This is a genomic window from Tessaracoccus flavescens (genome assembly GCF_001998865.1).
Lineage (GTDB): Bacteria > Actinomycetota > Actinomycetes > Propionibacteriales > Propionibacteriaceae > Arachnia > Arachnia flavescens.
Map to the genome: position 1 here is coordinate 2,645,889 of NZ_CP019607.1, position 19,515 is coordinate 2,665,403.

Here is a 19,515-nt window from a genome sequence, read left to right on the forward strand (position 1 = left end):
TAACGATCTGGTGTCAAAGTGACCAGAGCCTTTCCGATTTGAACGTGTACTCGCTATCGTCCTGAATCACGATGGCCCGATTGGGCCCCTGTTACGTCGGTCTACGACTAGGAGATTCAATGAAGTTCAGGCGAACGAGCGCCGGACTCGGCCTGGTGCTGAGCGGTGCCCTTCTGCTGGGCGCCTGCACCAGCCCCGATGCTGGGCAGTCCCAGGCACCCACCAACAACACGAGCGAGTCCGGTTCGGCCAAGCCGAGCGCCTCCGCGAGCGGAGACGCCGCCGGCGGCGCGGCAGCCTGCATGCAGGACGTCGGCATCACCGAAACCAAGGACGGTCAGGTCAGGTACACCGGTGGCCCCGGCGACTGGAACGGCTATAACTCGGTCACCAACAAGACCTACTCGACCTACAACTCGGGTGTCGCGGCACACATGTTCTCCAGCTTCGTCTACTTCGGTACCGACGGCACCATCTGCGAGAACAAGGAATTCGGCACGATGGAGGTCACCTCCGAGGATCCGCTGACCGTCAAGTACACGATCTCCGACGAGGCCGTCTGGTCCGATGGCACCCCGGTGACCATCAACGACTACCTGCTCGACTGGGCAGCCCAGAACCCCGAGTTCCTCGTCCCCGGCTACGCCTCGGGTGAGAACCCGGACGCCACGCCGATCTTCGACCACGTCTCCTCGTCCTTCGCGCAGTACGTGCCCGAGGGCCCCCAGGGTGAGGTCGACGGCAAGGAGTTCACGGTCGTCTACAACGAGACCTACCCCGACTACAAGATCCTCGTGACCACGGCGCTCCCGGCGCACGTCGCGGCCAAGCAGGCCGGCCTCGAGCCCGCCGCCCTTGCCCAGGCGATCCTCGACAAGGACGCCGAGACTGTCAAGAAGGTCGCGGACTTCTGGAACAACGGATGGATGTTCGAGGGTGGCCAGCTTCCCTCGATGGACCAGATCCCGTCCTCCGGCCCCTACAAGCTGAAGGAAGGCGGCTGGATCTCCAAGAACTCGCTGACCCTCGAGGCCAACGACAAGTACTGGGGCACCCCGGCAGGCACCAAGAACCTGATCTTCCGCTTCATCGAGGACGCTCAGATGGCTCAGGCGTTGCAAAACGGTGACGTCAACGTCATCAACCCGCAGCCCACCGTCGACACCCTCGGCCAGCTCGAGGCCATGGGCGACGCCGTCAAGGTCGAGACCTACGACACCCTGACCTGGGAGCACCTCGACTTCAACTTCCGCGACACCAACGTGTTCTCGGATGCGAAGGGCGGCATCAAGCTGCGCGAGGCCTTCGCCTACTGCGTGCCGCGCCAGGCCATCGTCGACAACCTGATCAAGCCGATCAACGACACCGCCATCGTCATGAACGCCCGTGAGGTCTTCCCGTTCCAGGAGAACTACGAGGACGTCGTCAGCGCCTCCTACGACGGTCGCTTCGACCAGGTCGACATCGAGAAGTCGAAGGCCCTCATCGCCGAGTCCGGCGTTGCCACCCCGATCGACGTGCGCATCGGCTACCGCGCAGGTAACCAGCGTCGCGCCGACCAGGTCGCACAGATCGCAGCCTCCTGCAAGGACGCCGGGTTCAACATCATCGACTCGAACTCGGCCACCTTCTTCGAGAAGGAAGTTGTGAACGGCGACTACGAGGTTGCCCTGTTCGCGTGGGCGGGCTCCGGCCAGATCGCCTCCGGCCAGAACATCTACGCGACCAACAAGGGCCAGAACTACGGCAAGTACTCGAACGAGACCGTCGACAAGGCGTGGGCCACCCTGGCCTCTTCGCTCGACCCGGCCGTCCAGCTCGAGCAGACCAAGATCATCGAGAAGGAGCTGTGGGACACGCTCTTCGGTATCCCGGTGTTCGCTCACCCCGGCCTGTCGGCCTCGTCCTCGAACGTCCAGAACGTCCGCGGCACCGCCACGCAGGACCAGGTCGTCTGGAACGCTCCCCAGTGGGTCCTCAGCTGATCCTCAGCCTGTGAGTCACTGACAACGTGAGAGGGGCAGGTGGCACCGAGCCACCTGCCCCTTTCGCGTTGCCGCCTCGTCACCACAGCCCCACTGGCGTATGATCGGCCAACGATTGGCCCAGCACGCGTCGGGGCAGTCACATCCACCGAAGGACCACTAGTGATCAGATACATCCTGAAGCGATTGGGGATCTCGCTTCTCATCCTCGTACTCGGATCGTTCCTGATGTTCATCCTGACCATCAACTCGGGCGACCCTCTTGAGGAGTTCCGCGAGTCGAACGCACCCAACGTCGAGAACCTCAAGGCTCAACGCATCGCCCACATGGGCCTCGACAAACCCTGGTACCAGCGGTACTGGGAGTGGTTGAGCGGAGTCGGGAAGTGCTTCACCGGTAGCTGTGACCTCGGCCAGGACATCAAGGGCCGGGCGGTCAACTCGCTCGTCGTCCAGGCGGCGGCGTCGACGCTGAAGCTCGTCATCCTCGCCACCATCCTCGCCATCGTGATCGGCATCGTGCTCGGCATCCTGACCGCCATCCGGCAGTACAGCGGCTTCGACTACGCCGTCACGTTCATGGCCTTCGTCTTCTTCTCGCTTCCGGTCTTCTGGGCCGCGGTGCTGCTCAAGCACTACGCGGCCATCGAGTTCAACAACTGGATCGTCGAGGCGAGATTCTCAACAGCACAGATCATCGGGATATCCCTCGTGCTGTCCTTGATCATCGCCGCGGCGCTCGGCGGCGCATGGAAGCGCCGACTGATCAGCTTCGCGATCATGGCTGTGGTCTTCGCCGGGGCCCTCTGGTACTTCTCCAGCGTGCAGTGGCTCCGCCGCCCGATGCTCGGCATCCCGCTCTTCGCGGTCGTGGTGCTCGCCGCGGGCGTGTTCGTGCTCTTCGTCACCTCGGGGCCGAAGAACATCCGCGTGCGCAACGCGGTCGCGCTCACCACGGTGCTGACGATCATCGGCTACGCGGTGACGCGCGGCCTCCTGATGAGCGATCCGTCGAACCTGAAGCTGTTCCTCTGCTTCGCGGCCGGCATCGCGATCGCCGTTGCCAGTGGCGCCCTCCTCGGTGGCTTCTCCCGCAAGCAGGCGATCACCTCGTCGCTGATCGTGGCCGTGATCGCCTCCCTCGTCGCCCTTGCCGACCTGATGCTCAGCAACTGGAACGCCTACCTCACCCAGCAACCGCGACCGATCCCCACCATCGGATCCGCCACGCCGAACTTCGACTCCACCTACTGGGGCCACTTCATCGACGCGGCGACGCACCTGTTCCTGCCGACCATCGTGCTGACCCTGATCGGCATCGCCGGCTACACGCGCTACACCCGCGCCTCGATGCTCGACGTGCTGAACCAGGACTACATCCGCACCGCCCGCTCGAAGGGTGTCTCGGAGCGCAAGGTGATCACCCGCCACGCCTTCCGCAACTCGCTGATCCCGCTCGCCACGATCGTGGCCTTCGACTTCGCCGCCCTGATCGGCGGCGCGGTCATCACGGAGACGGTGTTCGGCTGGTCGGGCATGGGCGCCATGTTCCGTGAGGGCCTCGCGGCGGTGGATCCACCACCGGTGATGGCCTTCTACCTCGTGACGGGCAGCGCCGCGGTGCTGATGAACCTTGTCGCGGACATCGCCTACGCATTCCTCGACCCGCGGATCGCGCGATAGGAGCCGGACATGAGTGATCCAAACAACACGATGCCCTCCGTCGAGCCCGAGGCGAACCCGACGTTCTCCATCGAGGACGACGTCGAGACGACCAACACGCGCTCCTACTCCCAGGGCCAGCTCGTTCTGCGCCGGTTCTTCCGGCACAAGGCGGCCATGGTCGCCCTCTTCGTCCTGATCTTCATCGTCCTGCTCGCGATCACCTCGGTCGGCTGGGGCATCATCCCCGGATGGTGGGACAAGACGGCCTACGACACCTACCCGATGGTCAACCAGGCCAAGCCGACGCTGCAGTTCTGGCCGCCGTCGCTCGGCGAGCACCCGTTCGGCCAGAACACGGTCGGCAAGGACTACTTCGCGCTCGTCATGCTCGGCGTGCAGAAGTCGCTGTTCATCGCCTTCACCGTCGGCATCCTCGCCACGCTGATCGGCACCACGATCGGCGCGATCGCAGGCTACTACCGCGGCATCACCGAGGCGTTCCTGATGAGGATGACCGACCTGTTCATCATCATCCCGACCCTGATCCTCGCCGCCGTCCTCGGCCGCATGTCAGGCGGAAGCATCGGGATGCTCGCGCTCGTGCTGGCCGTCGTCTCGTGGACCGGTCTCGCCCGGCTCGTCCGCGGCGAGGTGCTGTCACTGCGCGAACGGGAGTTCGTGATGGCCGCCCGCGCCCTCGGCACCCCCGGCCCCCGCATCATCGTGCGCCACATCCTGCCCAACGCGCTCGGCACCATCGTGGTCAACGCCACGCTGCTGATCTCGGCGGCGATCCTCACCGAGACGGCGCTGTCGTTCATCGGCTTCGGCGTGCGGCCGCCCGACACCTCGCTCGGTGTGCTGGTCAGCGAGTACCAGACGGCGCTGAGCACCCGCCCGTGGCTCTTCTGGATCCCCGGCATGTTCATCCTCGTGTTCTCGCTGTGCATCAACTTCATCGGTGACGGCCTGCGCGACGCGTTCGACCCACGTCAGCAGATGGACTGAGGGAGCAAGACATGACTGAATCCAAGACGTTCACCGGGGAGAACCCGGCGCTCAAGTTCGACAACCTCGACGTCAAGTTCAAGACCGAGTTCGGCACCGTCCACGCCGTGAAGGGCCTGACGCTCAGCGTCGAGCCCGGCGAGGTGATGGCGCTGGTAGGCGAGTCCGGTTCCGGCAAGTCCGTCACCGCGACCACCGCGCTCGGTCTGCTGCCGAAGACCGCGCGGATCACGGGCGAGACCGTCGTCGACAACAAGGTGGTCGGAGACCTCAGCGGGCGCGAGCTCCGCGCCATCCGCGGCCGCCGCGTCGCGATGGTGTTCCAGGAGCCCATGACGGCGCTGAACCCCGTGATCAAGATCGGCGAGCAGCTCACCGAGTCGATGGAGGTGCACGGCATCGCGTTCGGTCGGGAGGCCTGGGCGCGCGCCATCGACCTGCTGGCGGCCGTCGGCATCCCGGCACCCGAGCGCCGCGTGAACCAGTTCCCGCATGAGCTCTCCGGCGGCATGCGTCAGCGCGTCGTGATCGCCATGGCGCTGGCGTGCGATCCCGAGGTGATCATCGCCGACGAGCCGACCACCGCCCTCGACGTGACCGTGCAGGCCGACATCCTCGACCTGCTGCGCTCGCTGAAGGACAAGCTCAACACCGGCATCCTCCTGATCACCCACAACATGGGTGTCGTCGCCGACATGGCAGACAACGTCGCGGTGATGTTCAAGGGCAATGTCGTTGAGCGTGGGCCCGTCAACGAGGTGCTGCTCAACCCGCAGCACCCCTACACCAAGAAGCTGCTCGCGGCCGTTCCCCACCTGGGCGAGGGCCCCGGCCAGTTCGGCGCGGCGCCCGCACCCGTCGCCGAGGGCGCCGAGACGGCGCTGAGCGTCAACAACCTGGTCGTCGAGTACAAGCGTTCGGGCAAGAAGCCCTTCCGCGCGGTCGACGACGTCAGCTTCGACGTGAAGCGCGGCGAGATCGTCGGTCTCGTGGGCGAGTCCGGCTCCGGCAAGTCGACCATCGGTCGCGCGCTGCTCGGCCTGATCCCTTCGCACAGCGGCGAGGTCAGCGTCCTCGGCGAGGACCTGCTCTCGATCAAGGGTCCCCAGCTCAAGGCGCTGCGCAAGCGCATCGGCGTGATCTTTCAGGATCCGGCCGCCTCGCTGAACCCGCGCTTCCCGATCGGTGACGTGATCTCCGAGCCGCTCAGCGTGCACAAGGTCGGCTCCCCGAAGGAGCGCCAGGCCCGCGTGCACGAACTGCTGGAGGCCGTGCAGCTTCCCCGCAGCGCGTACAACCGCTACCCGCACGAGCTCTCCGGCGGCCAGCGTCAGCGCGTCTCGATCGCCCGTGCGCTCGCCCTGCGGCCCGAGATCCTGATCGCCGACGAGCCCACCTCGGCGCTCGACGTGTCGGTGCAGGCCTCGGTGCTCGGCATGTTCACCGAGCTGCAGCGCGAGTTCGGCTTCGCGTGTCTGTTCATCTCGCACGACCTCGCCGTCATCGACGCCCTCGCGCACCGCGTCGTCGTCATGCAGTACGGCAAGATCGTCGAGCGGGGCACCCGCGACGAGGTCCTGCTCAACCCGCAGGAGGAGTACACCCGCCGCCTGCTGGCAGCGGCACCCGTGCCGAACCCGATCGAGCAGAAGGTGCGCCGCGAGGAGCGCCACGCCCTGCTCAAGTCGCTGGGCGACGAGGTCGTGGAGCTCGACACCCGTGAACTGCAGCAGTAGGCGCATGACGAAACGCCGGGCTCCGGGCTGGACCTCCGTTCTCGGATGGATCCTCCTGGTGCCCGGCGTTGTCGCTGCCGCGGCGCTGCTCGTCCTCGATCTGTTTCCAGCGCTGCACGCGCTGTCGCGCTACGCCATCTACGCCGCGACGTTCATCCCGTTCCTGTGGCTGCCTTCCCTCGTGGCGATCCTCGGCGTGGGGCTCGTGCTCCGCGGCTGGTGGAGGGGCGCGGCTCTCGCCCTGCTCCTGGTGGCCTTCGTGGCCTGGGGGGTGCCGGTGCTTCCGCGCAACCAGGGCGTCGACATCTCCGCGGCCCCGGTCGAGGTGGGCCTGCAGGTACTCAGCCTCAACGTGGAGTACGGCGGCGCGGACGTGCGTGCCATCCGTGACCAGGTCACCCCGAGCGTCGATGCGCTCGCGTTCCAGGAGTACACCTCGTCCTTCGACACGCGGCTGCGCGAGGCAGGCATCCTCGACGAGTTTCCGCACCGCCACGGCACCGTCCGCGAGGACGCCGGGGGCACGATGATCCTGTCGAGGACGCCCGTCACCCCCGTCCGCCAGGCGGAGGGGACCAGGTTCGACAACTTCGTCGTCAGCATCACCGACGAAGGCGACCAGTGGCAGGTCGGCGTGATCCACTCCACGCCACCCCAGCTCGGCGCCGAGGCGTGGGCCGTCGACGGCGCCGCCGTCAACGCGATGGCCCTGGCGGACACCTCTGGTCCTGTGCTGCTGGTGGGCGACTTCAACGCCATCGACGAGCACCTCACCATGCGCGAACTGACCGCTGCGGGCGAGTTCCGCAACACCATGGACCGGGAGTCGATCTTCGGAGGGCTGGAGCTCTGGCAGCCCACCTGGCCGATGGGCGGCCGGTGGCCTCCCTTCGCGCGGATCGACCACGCCCTCCACTCGCGCTCCGTGGCGGCGTGGGTCAGCCACGTCGAGATCCCCGGGACCGACCACGCCGGGATGATCGTCACGACCGCGAAGCCAAGCTGACATGGGGAGCATGCGGGGTGACGGCGCGGCGCTCGAGGCGGCCATGGCGGAGGCCGACCCGACCTCGCTGGGCGCCGGTGAGCGGCTGCGCCGGGTCTTCGGACCGGAGGAGGCGGCCTGGGCGCTCGGCCAGGTGGCGCTGCGCAGGAAGGCCGTCTCCAAGTTCCCAAGGGCCGCCGAGATGCTCTTCACGCGTGACGGCCTCGAACAGGCGAGCCGCGCACCGGTGGCCGCCTGGCGCGCCGCGCGGTTCGCCGAGGCGGGGGTGAGGGAGGTCTGGGATCTCGGCTGCGGGATCGGTGCCGACGCCATGGCCTTCGCCGAGGCGGGGCTGAGGGTCGTCGGCGTCGACGCCGACCCGGCGACGGTCGAGGTCGCCGCGCACAATCTCGCCCTCGTCGGTGGGGAGGCGCGGCTCGGCCTGGCGGAGGAGGCTGAGCTGCCTGAGGGCGCGGCGGTCTTCCTCGACCCCGCACGCCGGACCACGACCGGTCGCACGTGGAATGTCGCCGACTTCACCCCGCCGTGGCAGTTCGTGCTCGACCAGCTCGCCTCCGACCGGTTCGTCTGTGTGAAGCTCGGCCCCGGCGTGCCGAAGGAGCTCATCCCCGACGGCGTGCGCGCCGGCTGGCTCAGCGAGCGCGGCGACGTCGTCGAGGCGACGCTCTGGAACCGGTTGCCCGCATCGACCGAGGCGGTGGTGCTGCCACACGAACTCGTCGCCCCCGACCGGCCGCGCGAGCTGGAGACGCGGCCCGTCGGCCGCTACCTGATCGAGCCGGACGGCGCCGTCATCCGGGCGGGCCTGATCACCGAGATCGCCCCCGGGTCGCCGCTGTGGCTGCTCGACCCGCACACCGCCTACCTTTCCTCCGACGATCCGGTCGACAGCCCGTTCGGCACCACCTTCGAGGTCGACGAGGTGCTCCCGTTCGACGTGCGCGTGCTGCGCCGCTGGGTGGCCGACCGCGGCGTCGGCACCCTGGAGATCAAGAAGCGCGCCATCGACGTCGACCCTGCGGCGCTGCGCAGGCAGCTGAAACCGAAGGGAAAGGCGTCGGCGACGATCATCCTTGCCCGCACCGTCGAGGGGACAAAGGCGCTCATCGCCCACCGGATCCGCTGAGGCCAGCCGGTTCAGTACGCGACGACGACCAGAAACATCGGCGCCACGACCATGGCGAGGCCGACCGCCGACACGATGGTTCCGGCGGGGCCCCAACGCCACCCCCGCCTCTTCACCATCGCGACGATCGACACCACGAACCCGACGACGACCGCGGCAACGCCCACCCAGAAGACGACGATCCACACGGTGGCCACGGCCAACGGGTCCGACGACCCCCCTGGCAGCGTCGCCCCGCTCAGCGCGCTGAGCGCGCCGAAGGACCCGGCCCCGACCGCGAGCATGCCGACCAAGGCGACCACGAGTCCGGCCATGCCCGGCCCGCCAGATCGTCGCGGACGGCCCTGGGGGAGTGTCTGCCGCGCGCGGCCCGGCTCAGCTTCCATGACACCAGCACACCGTGCGGAATGGGGGCTGGCAATGAGTCGGGCGCAGTCACTCATTCCCGGCCGTCCGGAATGAGCGAATCGGGCGTCCCGCCGGATGAGGTGCGCCGCTATCGTCGGAACATGCCGTTCTCGCCCGAACTCACCACCCTCGCCTACGTCACCGACCCGACGCGCACCAAGGTGCTGCTCGTGCACAGGACCGCCCGCGACAGCGATGAGCAGCTCGGCAAGTACAACGGACTCGGCGGAAAGGTCGAACGCGACGAGGACATCGTCGAGGCGATGCGCCGCGAGCTGCGCGAGGAGGCGGGCATCGAGGCGACCGGCCTCACGCTGCGCGGCACCGTCGCCTGGCCCGGCTTCAACGGCCGCGACGTGTTCGGGTTCGTGTTCCTCGTCACCGCCTTCGAGGGCGACGTGCCGGAGGGCAACGAGGAGGGCACGCTCGCCTGGCACGACATCGCCACCATGATGGAGCTGCCCATGTGGGACGGCGACCGCCACTTCCTCCCGCTCGTCTTCGACGAGTCGATCGGGCAGTTCCACGGCGTCATCCCCTACGACGGCGGGCACAGCACCGGGTGGCAGGTCAGCACCACCGGCAGCCACTAGGCTCCGGATCATGCGCATCGATCTCAATGCCGACGTCGGCGAGTCGTTCGGACGCTGGAGGCTCGGCGACGACGAGGCGATCCTCGACGTGGTCACCAGCGCGAACGTCGCCTGCGGCTTCCACGCGGGCGATCCGCTCACGCTCTCACGCACGGTCGCGAGCGCGGTCGAACGGGGAGTCAGCATCGGCGCGCAGGTGAGCTACCGCGACCTCGCCGGGTTCGGGCGCCGGTTCCTCGACGCCTCCGCCGACGAGCTGAGCGCCGATGTGCTCTATCAGATCGGCGGACTCGACGGCATCTGCCGACGCATCGGGACCCGGGTGGGCTACGTCAAGCCGCACGGCGCCCTGTACAACGCGATCGTGCACCACGAGGCGCAGGCGTCGGCCGTGGTCGCCGCCGTCGTCGCCTACGATCCGGGCCTCGCGGTGGTCGGGCTGCCCGGCTCGGTGTTCCTGCAGCTCGCCGAGGCGGCCGGCCTGCGGGTGATCAGGGAGGGCTTCGCCGACCGCCGCTACCTGCCGGACGGCACGCTGCAGCCACGGCGCGAGGAGGGCTCCGTGCTCACCACCGCGGCTGAGGTGTCCGACCAGGCGAGCCGGCTCACGAGGGGAACGGTCGTCGCCGCCGACGGGTCACAGATCCCGATGAGCGTCGACTCCATCTGCGTCCACGGCGACACGGAGCAGGCCCACGAGCTGGCCCTTGCCGTGCGCGAGCCGCTCGAGGCCGAGGGCGTGGAGTTCCGGTCGTTCGTGCCGTGAGGCTGCTTCCCTGCGGGGAGCGGGCCCTGCTGATCGAGGTCGCCTCGCTCGACGAGGTGCTGGCCTTGGAGACCTCCCTCCGCGGGCTCGCCGAAGCCGGTCGCGGCGCCTGGGGTGAGGTCGTCGACGTGGTGCCTGCCGCGCGGACCGTGCTCGTGACGGGGCCGCCCGCCGACCTGCTCAGGCGGCTGGTCGAGGCCGCGCTCGGCTCCTCGGAGCTCTCGAGCGTCGCGTCGCCGCCCGTGCGCGAGGTGGTCATCCCCGTTCGCTACGACGGCCCCGACCTCGAGGACGTGGCCGACCTGACGGGCCTGACGGTGGACCAGGTGGTGGCCGCGCACACCGGGACCCCGTGGCGTGTCGCCTTCGGAGGGTTCGCCCCCGGCTTCGCCTACCTCGTCGGCGGCGACCCACGGCTGCGCGTCCCGCGCCGTGGCTCCCCGCGCACCCGCGTGCCTGCGGGCTCCGTCGGTCTGGCAGACGAGTTCAGCGGCGTCTATCCGACCTCCTCCCCGGGTGGGTGGCAGGTGATCGGGGAGAGCGACGTCGCCCTGTTCGACCCGTCCGCGCGCAAGCCAGCGCTGCTCACCCCAGGTACCCGGGTCCGGTTCGAGGCGACCGACGCCCCGCCGACCGCCATCTCCCGCGGAGTACCTGCCGCCCAGACGACCTCGGCGCGCGCACTGCTCGTGGAGGAGACGCTGCTGCCGATCCTGATCGAGGACGAGGGCAGGCCGGGGCTGGCAGCCGTCGGGGTCGGCGCCTCTGGCGCGGCCAACCTCGGTGCCTACCGGCTGGGGGCGAGGCTGGTCGGCAACCGCGACGGTGAGGCGGCGCTCGAACTGGCCATGGGCCGGGCGGACCTGATCGCGGTCGGCGATCTGACACTCGCCCTGACCGGCAGCCCCTGCCTCGTCACCGTCGACGGCCGCGCGGTGTCCGCGGGCATCGCCTTCACCGCCCCGGACGGCGCGAGGATCCGGATCGGCGCCCCCGCAGACGGGTTGAGGTCCTATCTGTCCGTGCGGGGCGGGATCGACGTGCCCGAAGTGCTCGGCTCGCGCTCCCGCGACACCCTCGGATCCCTCGGCCCGGAGCCGGCGGTGGCAGGAGCGCGCCTCCCCGTCGCGGAGGCGTCGGGGCCGTGGCTGCCGGTGATCGACTGGACGCCGCTCAGCGTCGAGCCGGTGGACCTGGTCGAGCTGCGCTACCTTCCCGGCCCGCGTGACGACTGGGTCGAGGGGATGGACGGATCCGAGTGGAGCGTCGGCTCCGCGGTCGACCGGATCGGCGCGCGGCTGACCGGAGAGCCCCTTCGCAGGCGCGAGGGTGAACTGCCGAGCGAGCCGGTGGTGCGGGGCGCCATCCAGGTCCCGCCGTCTGGGGAGCCGGTGCTCTTCCTCGCCGACCACCCGGTCACCGGGGGATATCCGGTGGCAGGGGTGCTGACGGCTCAGGCGGCTGACAGCGCAGCCCAGCTCGGGCCGGGGCAGCGCTGTCGACTCGTCGCGGTGCGGCTCAGAGCACCGACTGCCGGTTGACGTCCGAGACGACCCCGACGCCGGCCTCGGCAAGCTTCTCCACGAGTTCACCTCGGGCGGCACCGCCTCCCGAGACGATGTAGGCCGTCTCGGCGGGGGTGATCAGCGTGATCGGGATCATCCGGATCTCCTCACCGGGAGCGAGGGTGACCTCCGCAGAGCGGCCGGGCGCCTCGATCCCGATCAGGATGCCGATCGTGCCCTGCGGGGTGAACAGGTGCTCCGGCACCCCCTCAGGCGCGGGCAGCTCCATCGAGACGACCCCGTACTGCTCCAGGTGACCTGTGATGCCGCCGAGGTCGGCGACGTTCGCCGCGAAGTTCTGCAGGGCGCCCAGCTCCCAACTCCCCGCGATGGTGTTGAAGTTCGCACCCACCAGCGCGGGGGACTCGAGGTAGACCTCGGCCCCGAACCCGTTGGCCGGGCCGGAGTCGTCGCGGAACGGGTCGGTCATGCCGTCGGTGGCGAGGATGACCGTGTCGTCGGTGCGGGTGATGACATAGGACTGTCGCGTGGTCGGCCACGGCGGGGCGCCCATGAACTCCGGGCTGACGAGGTGCGCGACCACCTGGTCGTCGAGCGTCCCGATCCCGTTCCAGTAAGCGTTGCGGGCCTCGGCCCACTGCTCCCAGCGCGGATCGTCCTCCTCGACCTCCTCCTCGGCGGCCTGCCCGGGCGCATCGGCTGCCCGAGTGGCATTGTCGTCGTGCTTCTTCCGCTTGCTGAACCAACCCATGATGAGCCTTCCTGTGTCGTGACCACGAGCCTAGTCACGCGCGGGTGCAGCCGGCTGGGAAAGACGACCGCTCATCGCCCGGACGCCGGGTCCCGGCTGCGTCGGTGCACGGCCCTTCGTCCGCGTCGAACCGGCGCCGGGAACTCCCGGTCGCGGCGGCGTCGGGTCAGCACAGGGTGAGCTTCTGGCGCAGGACGGTCAGGGCGTCGTCGAGGTCTGCGTCGGTGCGCAGGTCGATGGAGACAGGGACCGAGGTGCCTACGGGTGGCTGGTGAAGCGTGCGGGCGCGCAGCGTCTCGCTGAGGTCCAGGTCGACAAGCAGGGCCCGATGCGCCTCCGGGAAGTAGACGGTGACGCGCCCGACGCCGACCCAGAGCGAGAGCCAGGCGAAGTTCCGCGTCCCTCGCATCACCTTCCCGAGCCAGCCGCCGTCCACGTACCAGCGCCAGCTCACGGTGACGCGGAGGTCGGGGTCCTCCAGTGCCTTGAGGAAGCGCTCCCAGATCGGACAGGTGTCGCCGAGGGCGTCCTCGATCAGGTCAGCTGTCGGGGGAAGATCACGGTTCTGCAGCGCAGGAATGTCGTTCATCAGGTGGCTCCGTTGCCAGTGGGGAGCGCCGTCGCTCACCCCCATCATGTCCTATCCCATGCCGGCCGATGGGCCGGGGTGGGGCGACGCGGGAGAGCCGCGCCGCCGCCACGTCAGGGGTTCAGCTGAAGCGCACGATCCCGTTGAACACCCACGCGTCGGCCTGGACGAAACTCCAGCCGCCCGAGGCGGCGGGAACCGCCGAGACGGTGGTGGCGAGCAGATAGTTGCGACAGCCGCCGCGTCCGGTCACGGCCGAGTCACAGTCGGTGCGCCACATCCTGTTCTCGGGGCTGGTCCATTCGCCCTTCTCGGCGAGCGGGTTGCCTGCCCAGAGCGCGCGCGGGGATGGGAGGTAGGTGAGGTTGTTGAATGCCCATCCGGTGGTGCGCACGTAGCGGCCGTCGCGCAGGACGACCGTCGTGGCCCAGATCTCGGTGCGGCACCGGGTGGTCTTCGAGTACGGCTCACACGTCGTCGACCAGGCACGTCCGCCGGAGGTGTGCAGTCCAGGTGTGGTGTAGACGTCCACGACCGGCGCGGTCGGGGTGCCGGGCCTCGGCGTGGCGGTGCGGCTCGGGGATGAGGACGGGGTCGCGTCAGGCGTCGCGCTCGGCGTCGGGTCAGGCTTCGGGGAGACGGAGGGTGACGCGCTGGGTGAAGGGCTGGGCTCGGCGGTCAGCGTGACGGTCGCGACCCGGCTGAAGCTCGACCCGTTGGCGTTGGTCGCGGTCAGCCGGTACTGCCCCTCGGTCGCGGGGGAGAGGGTCGCCGAGGTGGCGCCGTCCACGTCGACCCACGCGCCGTCGAAGCGCTGCCACTGCAGCGTGTCGCCGTCGGTGACGTCGGCCGTCAGGCGGGCCGAGGAGGGAGGGGCCGTGACGTCGGAAGGCTGGGCGGCGATCGTGGGCGGCTGGGCGCACGTCGGGGTGACCTCACCGGTGGCGCGCGCCGTGCCGTAGCCCGCGCCAGTTGCACCGAGGATCGCCTGGGTCGTCGCCATCAACTGTGGTTTCGTGCCGTTCAGGGTGTTGCTCCACCCGGAGCCGGTGAGGGACTGCTGCGCGGCGAGGAACGCCTGCGGGGACGTCACGTCCTCGCCGACCTCGGCGAGGGCGCTCGCCATGAGACCGGTCGAGTTCGCGGGCGAGTAGGTGGCCCAGTAGTAGTTGCCGTCAAGCTGCCTGCGGGCGGCGTCGGAGCGTGACCAGGCGACGGCCTTGTCGATCGCCGCCCTCGCCGTGGCGCGGGTCTCGGCGGCCTCGACCTCTGAGTCGGCGACGAGCCCGAGTGCATACAGCGACATGGCGGTGTCGTCGGGCTGGGCGGTGAATGCCGCACCTGAACCGTAGCCCCACGCTCCGCCGGAGTGCTGCGTCGACAGGATCTTCTCGAGCGCGGCCTCAGGGGCAGGCTCACCGAGCCTGGCGAGCGAGATCACGACGAGCTGTGGCGCCCAGTAGGCACTGAGCTTGCCCGCCTCTGCGTCGGCGCGCTGGGTCTCTGCCCAGTTCGTGGCACAGCTCGCGTCCGCGAAGAACCGGGCGTCGAGGTTCGCGGCATCGGCCGCAATCATCAGTTTGCCCCGCGAGGCGGCATTGCCTGCTGACCCGGCCGCCGAGCCGGCGAAGGCCTTGAGCATCCCGTCCAGGGCGGTCGGCTGGGTGTCGGCGGCGGCGAGAGCGATGATCGCGTCCGCCCCTCCCGGTGCGGAGGTTGCTATATAGTCTGCGGCGGCCGTCACGGCGGCCCGGAGCTGGTCATCGGCGTTCGCGGCGCTGACGGGAACCACGGTCAGCAGCAGCGCGGCCAATGAACCGACCGCTGACGCGGCGGTGAAACGGGTGGGCACCTCGGGTACTCCTTCGATGGTGAGGGCACGAGGGAGGTGCTGGCGCGAAGCGGCACCCGACCCACCCCGTAGACCTCGACGGGTTTTGTTCGGTCGGCTTCGTGTCCCCAGGCATTCCGGCTGTGGCCCCGAGGGGCCTTCACGGTTGCGGGTCAGCTCTGGATTCGAACCAGATTCCCCCGGAGGTGAAGTCGTGAAGAGGCTAGCAGTGCGAGGCCGTCGAGGTGAGGCACTCTCGTCTCAGCCGTCGGGGAGGCGGTCGCTGCCGGTACGCGGGAAAGGCGTGAGCTTCGTTGGCACTCGGCTTGATTGAGTGCTAAAGCCGCGATAGTTTTGGGATTGGCACTCGACCCGTTCGGGTGCTAACCGGCTGGGCGGCACCCGCGACGACGCCCAACCACCCCGAACCAGAACATTGAGCCGGGTAACCGGAAACGTAGAGAAAGGTGTTTGACGTGGCAACCATGATCAAGCCGCTCGAGGACCGCATCCTCATCCAGCCCCTCGAGGCCGTTCAGACCACCGCCTCCGGGCTCGTCATCCCCGACACGGCCAAGGAGAAGCCCCAGGAGGGCAAGGTCATCGCGACCGGCCCCGGCCGCATCGACGACAAGGGCAACCGCATCCCGCTCGACGTCGCCGAGGGCGATGTCGTGATCTTCTCGAAGTACGGCGGCACCGAGGTCAAGTACGACGGCCAGGAGTACCTCCTGCTGAACGCCCGCGACATCCTCGCCGTCGTCAGCAAGTAAGGAACCCGATCCACCATGGCAAAGACTCTCGCTTTCAACGAGGACGCACGCCGCGCGCTTGAGCGCGGTGTCGACGTCCTCGCCAACACCGTCAAGGTGACGCTCGGCCCCAAGGGCCGCTACGTCGTCCTCGACCAGAAGTGGGGCGCGCCGACCATCACCAACGACGGTGTCACCGTCGCCAAGGAGGTCGAGCTCGACGATCCCTACGAGGATCTCGGCGCCCAGCTGGCCAAGGAGGTCGCCACCAAGACCAACGACGTCGCAGGTGACGGCACCACCACCGCAACCGTCCTGGCCCAGGCCATGGTCCACTCGGGCATGCGCGCCGTGGCAGCCGGGGCGAACCCGGTCGGCCTCAAGCGCGGCATCGACAAGGCCGTTGAGGCCGTCGTCGCCAAGCTGCACGAGATCTCCCGTCCGGTCGACACCACCGCAGACATGTCGTCGGTCGCCACGATCTCCTCGCGTGACGAGCAGATCGGCGAGCTGATCGCCGAGGCCTTCGACAAGGTCGGCAAGGACGGCGTGATCACCGTCGACGAGTCGAACACCTTCGGCACCGAGCTCGAGTTCACCGAGGGCATGCAGTTCGACAAGGGCTACCTGAGCCCCTACTTCGTCACCGACGCCGACCGCATGGAGGCCGTCCTCGACGATCCTTACATCCTCATCCACAGCGGCAAGATCTCGTCGATGAACGAGCTCCTCCCGCTGCTGGAGAAGGTCATCGCAGCCCGCGGCACCCTGTTCATCGTGGCCGAGGACGTCGACGGCGAAGCGCTCTCGACCCTCGTCGTGAACAAGATCAAGGGCACCTTCACCTCGGTCGCCGTCAAGGCCCCCGCCTTCGGCGATCGTCGCAAGGCCATGCTCGAGGACATCGCCACCCTGACCGGTGGCCAGGTCGTCGCGCCCGAGGTCGGGCTCAAGCTCGACCAGGTCGGCCTCGAGGTGCTCGGCCGTGCCCGCCGCGTCGTCGTCACCAAGGACAACACCACCATCGTCGACGGCGCTGGTGAGTCCGATGAGGTCGCCGCCCGCGTCGCGCAGCTGCGCGCCGAGATCGAGCGCACCGACTCCGACTGGGACCGCGAGAAGCTCCAGGAGCGCGTCGCGAAGCTCGCCGGTGGCGTGTGTGTGATCAAGGTCGGCGCCGCCACCGAGGTGGAGCTGAAGGAGAAGAAGCACCGCATCGAGGACGCCGTGTCCGCGACCCGCGCCGCCATCGAGGAGGGCATCGTCGCCGGTGGCGGCTCCGCCCTCATCCACGCCGGAGCCGTCCTCAAGGACGGCCTCGGTCTCGAGGGCGACGAGGCTGCCGGCGTGCAGGTCGTCGCCAAATCGGTCGTCGAGCCGCTGCGCTGGATCGCCGAGAACGGCGGCCAGGCCGGCTACGTCATCACGACCAAGGTCGCCGAGATGGAGGTCGGTCACGGCTACAACGCCAAGATCGACGAGTACCAGAACCTCATCGAGAACGGCGTCATCGACCCCGTCAAGGTGACCCGTTCGGCACTGGCCAACGCGGCCTCGATCGCCTCCCTGCTGCTCACCACGGAGACCCTCGTGGTGGACAAGCGCGAGGACGACGACGACAAGTGATCGTCTGATCTCTCAGCCGAAGTCCCCGGACCACACGGTCCGGGGACTTCGTCGTCTCTGCAGCCCCCAAGCCTGGCGCGCCCGGTTCTGTCGGAGGCCCTGACTACTGTCCCTTCCATGATCGACACCGAAGCGGCCGCAGACCTCGACGACGCGCAGCGAGAGGCCGTCGAACACCACGGCGGCGCCCTCGTCGTCGCCGCCGGCGCAGGCACGGGGAAGACGAGGACGCTCACCGCACGGGTGGCCCGGCTGGTCGACTCGGGGGTCGCGCCGGAGTTGATCCTGCTGCTGACCTTCACCCGCCGCGCCGCGGCCGCGATGACCAGCCGGGCAGCCGCCCTGTGCGAGAACCCGTCGGTGACGCAGCGGATGTGGAGCGGCACGTTCCACGCGGTTGCCCACCGGATCGTCGCCGAACACACCCAGCACCTCGGGCTGGAGGACGTCACCGTGCTCGACCCGGGCGACGTCACCGACCTGCTCGACCTGCTCCGCGAGGAGCAGGGGCTCTCGGGCACCGAGCACCGCCTCCCGACGTCGCAGACCCTCGCCGACATCTGCTCTCGGGCTGTCAACACCGGTGTTCCCACCCGGCAGGTGATGGCCGAGCAGTTCCCGTGGTGCCTCGATCACGCAGACCGGATCAACGACCTGCTCAAGGCCTACGTCGCCCGCAAGCGGGCGCGGGGTCTGCTCGACTTCGACGACCTCCTGATCTACTGGCGTGCGCTGCTCGCCGACCCGATCGTCGGCGACCGGCTCCGCGCCCGCTGGGACTGGGTGCTGGTCGACGAGTACCAGGACGTCAACCAGATCCAGGTCGACATCGTCCGCCTGCTGCGTCCCGACGGTGAGGGGCTCACCGTCGTCGGCGACGACGCCCAGGCCGTCTACGGCTTCCGAGGCGCCACCTCCGAGCACCTGCTGCACCTGCACGAGGATCTGCCTGGCTCGACGCTTGTCCGGCTGGAGCGCAACTTCCGGTCCAGCCAGCAGATCCTCGACCTCGCAAACGTGGTCCGCCCCGGAGCGCTACGGCTCGACCTCACCGCCGACCGCGGCGGCTGTGGCCCGCGCCCCGTACACGTCCAGTGCGCCAACTCCGACGACGAGGCGCGCGAGGTGGCAGACGCGGTCCTCGCCGCCCACCAGGAGGGCCTCGATCTGCGCGACCAGGCCGTCCTCTTCCGCACCGGGACGCACAGTAACCAGCTCGAGATCGAGCTGCGCGTGCGCGGCATCCCCTTCCACAAGTACGGAGGCATCGGCTACCTCGAGACGGCGCACGTCCGCGACCTGATCGCCGCCTTCCGGGTCAGCCTCAACCCCGGCGACGAGATCTCCTGGTACCGGCTCCTCACCCGGCACCGCGCGCTCGGCAAGGTGTCGGCCCGCACCCTCTCCGCCCGCCTCGTGGAAGGCGCCGACCACCACGACGTCGTCTCAGAGGCCCCGGCGAAGGCGCGCACCGCGCTGGCAAGGACCCTCGAGCTGATCCGCGCCGCAAGCTCGACGAGGGTGCCAGCTCTGATGGTCGAGGCCTGCCAGCAGGCGGTTGAGCCGCTGCTGCGCCAGCACTACGTCGACTGGTCACGCCGCGCCGCCGATGTCGAGGGGGTCGCCCAGGCGGCCTCACGGCAGCGTGACCTGCGCTCCTTCATCGCCGAGGCGACGATCGACCCGACCTCGGTCGCGGGGGACTGGGCGAAGAAGCCGCACCTGGACGAGGACTACCTCGTCCTCTCGACCATCCACTCGGCAAAGGGCCTCGAGTGGAGTGCGGTCCATCTGCTCCGGGCGACGGATGGTTCCATGCCCTCCGACATGGCGCTCACCTCGAAGGAAGGACTCGAGGAGGAGCAGCGGCTTTTCTACGTCGCCACCACCCGCGCCCGCGACACGCTGCGGATCTACTCGCCGATGCGCCTCCCAGTCCATCCGACGAGCATGAGCTCGCGCCACGTGCTCGCCAAGCCGAGCCGGTTCCTGACGGCTCCGGCGCTGCGCACCATGGACGCGGTCGCGTCGGCCGGGGTGCTGGCCCAGCCGGTGGCCTCCGGGGCGGCGGCGTCGAAGCAGGCGGCACCGTTGATCACGGTGCCGGACCTTGGAGACCTCTTCGGCTGACCGGCTCGCCGGGGCGG

At 69.0% G+C, this 19,515-nt stretch carries 16 protein-coding genes; 12 read left to right on the top strand and 4 right to left on the bottom strand.

The window, feature by feature from the left end; translation table 11 throughout:
- Positions 1-119: 119 nt before the first annotated feature.
- The 6 genes from BW733_RS12795 to BW733_RS12820 all read left to right on the top strand — a co-directional run bounded on the left by BW733_RS12795 (position 120) and on the right by BW733_RS12820 (position 8,526).
- Positions 120-1,985, top strand: a complete 1,866-nt coding sequence (locus BW733_RS12795; protein WP_077351022.1) for an ABC transporter family substrate-binding protein — start codon at positions 120-122, stop codon at positions 1,983-1,985.
- A gap of 162 nt (positions 1,986-2,147) precedes the next feature.
- A complete protein-coding gene (locus tag BW733_RS12800) occupies positions 2,148-3,668 on the top strand; it encodes an ABC transporter permease (RefSeq protein WP_077351024.1) in 1,521 nt (506 codons plus the stop codon).
- A 9-nt stretch (positions 3,669-3,677) separates the two neighbouring features.
- Complete coding sequence (locus tag BW733_RS12805; RefSeq protein ID WP_077351026.1) at positions 3,678-4,658, top strand: ABC transporter permease; 981 nt, start codon at positions 3,678-3,680, stop codon at positions 4,656-4,658.
- Positions 4,659-4,669: 11 nt separating this feature from the next.
- Positions 4,670-6,394 carry an ABC transporter ATP-binding protein gene (locus tag BW733_RS12810; RefSeq protein WP_077351028.1) on the top strand — a complete coding sequence of 575 codons (1,725 nt, stop codon included), beginning with the start codon at positions 4,670-4,672 and terminating at the stop codon, positions 6,392-6,394.
- A 58-nt stretch (positions 6,395-6,452) separates the two neighbouring features.
- A complete protein-coding gene (locus tag BW733_RS12815; protein ID WP_152024707.1) occupies positions 6,453-7,400 on the top strand; it encodes an endonuclease/exonuclease/phosphatase family protein in 948 nt (315 codons plus the stop codon).
- A 1-nt stretch (position 7,401) separates the two neighbouring features.
- Positions 7,402-8,526 carry a class I SAM-dependent methyltransferase gene (locus tag BW733_RS12820; protein ID WP_077351032.1) on the top strand — a complete coding sequence of 375 codons (1,125 nt, stop codon included), beginning with the start codon at positions 7,402-7,404 and terminating at the stop codon, positions 8,524-8,526.
- 11 nt (positions 8,527-8,537) lie between these two features.
- Here BW733_RS12820 and BW733_RS12825 read toward each other — a convergent pair whose 3' ends face one another.
- Complete coding sequence (locus tag BW733_RS12825) at positions 8,538-8,840, bottom strand: hypothetical protein (RefSeq protein ID WP_077351034.1); 303 nt, start codon at positions 8,838-8,840, stop codon at positions 8,538-8,540.
- 195 nt (positions 8,841-9,035) lie between these two features.
- Here BW733_RS12825 and BW733_RS12830 point away from each other — a divergent pair, with 195 nt between their 5' ends.
- The 3 genes from BW733_RS12830 to BW733_RS12840 are packed head-to-tail and all read left to right on the top strand — an operon-like array spanning position 9,036 to position 11,834.
- Positions 9,036-9,527 (top strand): NUDIX hydrolase, encoded by a 492-nt coding sequence (locus BW733_RS12830; RefSeq protein ID WP_077352989.1) that lies wholly within the window; start codon positions 9,036-9,038, stop codon positions 9,525-9,527.
- 7 nt (positions 9,528-9,534) lie between these two features.
- A complete protein-coding gene (locus BW733_RS12835) occupies positions 9,535-10,293 on the top strand; it encodes a LamB/YcsF family protein (protein ID WP_202970372.1) in 759 nt (252 codons plus the stop codon).
- Positions 10,290-11,834 carry a 5-oxoprolinase subunit B/C family protein gene (locus BW733_RS12840; RefSeq protein ID WP_077351038.1) on the top strand — a complete coding sequence of 515 codons (1,545 nt, stop codon included), beginning with the start codon at positions 10,290-10,292 and terminating at the stop codon, positions 11,832-11,834. The genes BW733_RS12835 and BW733_RS12840 overlap by 4 nt, the downstream gene beginning before the upstream one ends.
- On the opposite strand, the gene BW733_RS12845 is transcribed toward BW733_RS12840, so the two are convergent.
- The 3 genes from BW733_RS12845 to BW733_RS12855 all read right to left on the bottom strand — a co-directional run bounded on the left by BW733_RS12845 (position 11,812) and on the right by BW733_RS12855 (position 15,011).
- A complete protein-coding gene (locus tag BW733_RS12845; protein WP_077351040.1) occupies positions 11,812-12,570 on the bottom strand; it encodes a suppressor of fused domain protein in 759 nt (252 codons plus the stop codon). The two genes, BW733_RS12840 and BW733_RS12845, sit on opposite strands and share 23 nt — an antisense overlap.
- A 166-nt stretch (positions 12,571-12,736) precedes the next feature.
- Positions 12,737-13,159: a DUF3788 family protein gene (locus BW733_RS12850; RefSeq protein WP_161490234.1), complete on the bottom strand. Its 423-nt coding sequence runs from the start codon at positions 13,157-13,159 to the stop codon at positions 12,737-12,739.
- A gap of 121 nt (positions 13,160-13,280) precedes the next feature.
- On the bottom strand, positions 13,281-15,011 hold the full coding sequence (locus BW733_RS12855) for a hypothetical protein (RefSeq protein ID WP_077351044.1): 1,731 nt from the start codon (positions 15,009-15,011) through the stop codon (positions 13,281-13,283).
- 455 nt (positions 15,012-15,466) lie between these two features.
- Between BW733_RS12855 and groES the strand changes: the two genes are divergently transcribed.
- The 3 genes from groES to BW733_RS12870 all read left to right on the top strand — a co-directional run bounded on the left by groES (position 15,467) and on the right by BW733_RS12870 (position 19,498).
- Positions 15,467-15,763, top strand: a complete 297-nt coding sequence (gene groES / locus BW733_RS12860; RefSeq protein ID WP_077351046.1) for a co-chaperone GroES — start codon at positions 15,467-15,469, stop codon at positions 15,761-15,763.
- Between the two features lie 15 nt (positions 15,764-15,778).
- A complete protein-coding gene (groL, locus tag BW733_RS12865) occupies positions 15,779-17,368 on the top strand; it encodes a chaperonin GroEL (protein WP_077351048.1) in 1,590 nt (529 codons plus the stop codon).
- Between the two features lie 117 nt (positions 17,369-17,485).
- Positions 17,486-19,498 (top strand): ATP-dependent helicase, encoded by a 2,013-nt coding sequence (locus BW733_RS12870; protein ID WP_077351050.1) that lies wholly within the window; start codon positions 17,486-17,488, stop codon positions 19,496-19,498.
- Positions 19,499-19,515 lie beyond the last annotated feature (17 nt).

Excerpts from the sequence above, each read along its gene's own strand:
- BW733_RS12850 (WP_161490234.1), bottom strand. The coding sequence starts at position 13,159 with ATGAACGACATTCCTGCGCTGCAGAACCGTGATCTTCCCCCGACAGCT.
- BW733_RS12820 (WP_077351032.1), top strand. The coding sequence starts at position 7,402 with ATGGGGAGCATGCGGGGTGACGGCGCGGCGCTCGAGGCGGCCATGGCG.
- BW733_RS12825 (WP_077351034.1), bottom strand. The coding sequence starts at position 8,840 with ATGGCCGGACTCGTGGTCGCCTTGGTCGGCATGCTCGCGGTCGGGGCC.
- BW733_RS12870 (WP_077351050.1), top strand. The coding sequence starts at position 17,486 with ATGATCGACACCGAAGCGGCCGCAGACCTCGACGACGCGCAGCGAGAG.
- BW733_RS12805 (WP_077351026.1), top strand. The coding sequence starts at position 3,678 with ATGAGTGATCCAAACAACACGATGCCCTCCGTCGAGCCCGAGGCGAAC.
- groL (WP_077351048.1), top strand. The coding sequence starts at position 15,779 with ATGGCAAAGACTCTCGCTTTCAACGAGGACGCACGCCGCGCGCTTGAG.
- BW733_RS12795 (WP_077351022.1), top strand. The coding sequence starts at position 120 with ATGAAGTTCAGGCGAACGAGCGCCGGACTCGGCCTGGTGCTGAGCGGT.
- BW733_RS12830 (WP_077352989.1), top strand. The coding sequence starts at position 9,036 with ATGCCGTTCTCGCCCGAACTCACCACCCTCGCCTACGTCACCGACCCG.
- BW733_RS12845 (WP_077351040.1), bottom strand. The coding sequence starts at position 12,570 with ATGGGTTGGTTCAGCAAGCGGAAGAAGCACGACGACAATGCCACTCGG.
- BW733_RS12810 (WP_077351028.1), top strand. The coding sequence starts at position 4,670 with ATGACTGAATCCAAGACGTTCACCGGGGAGAACCCGGCGCTCAAGTTC.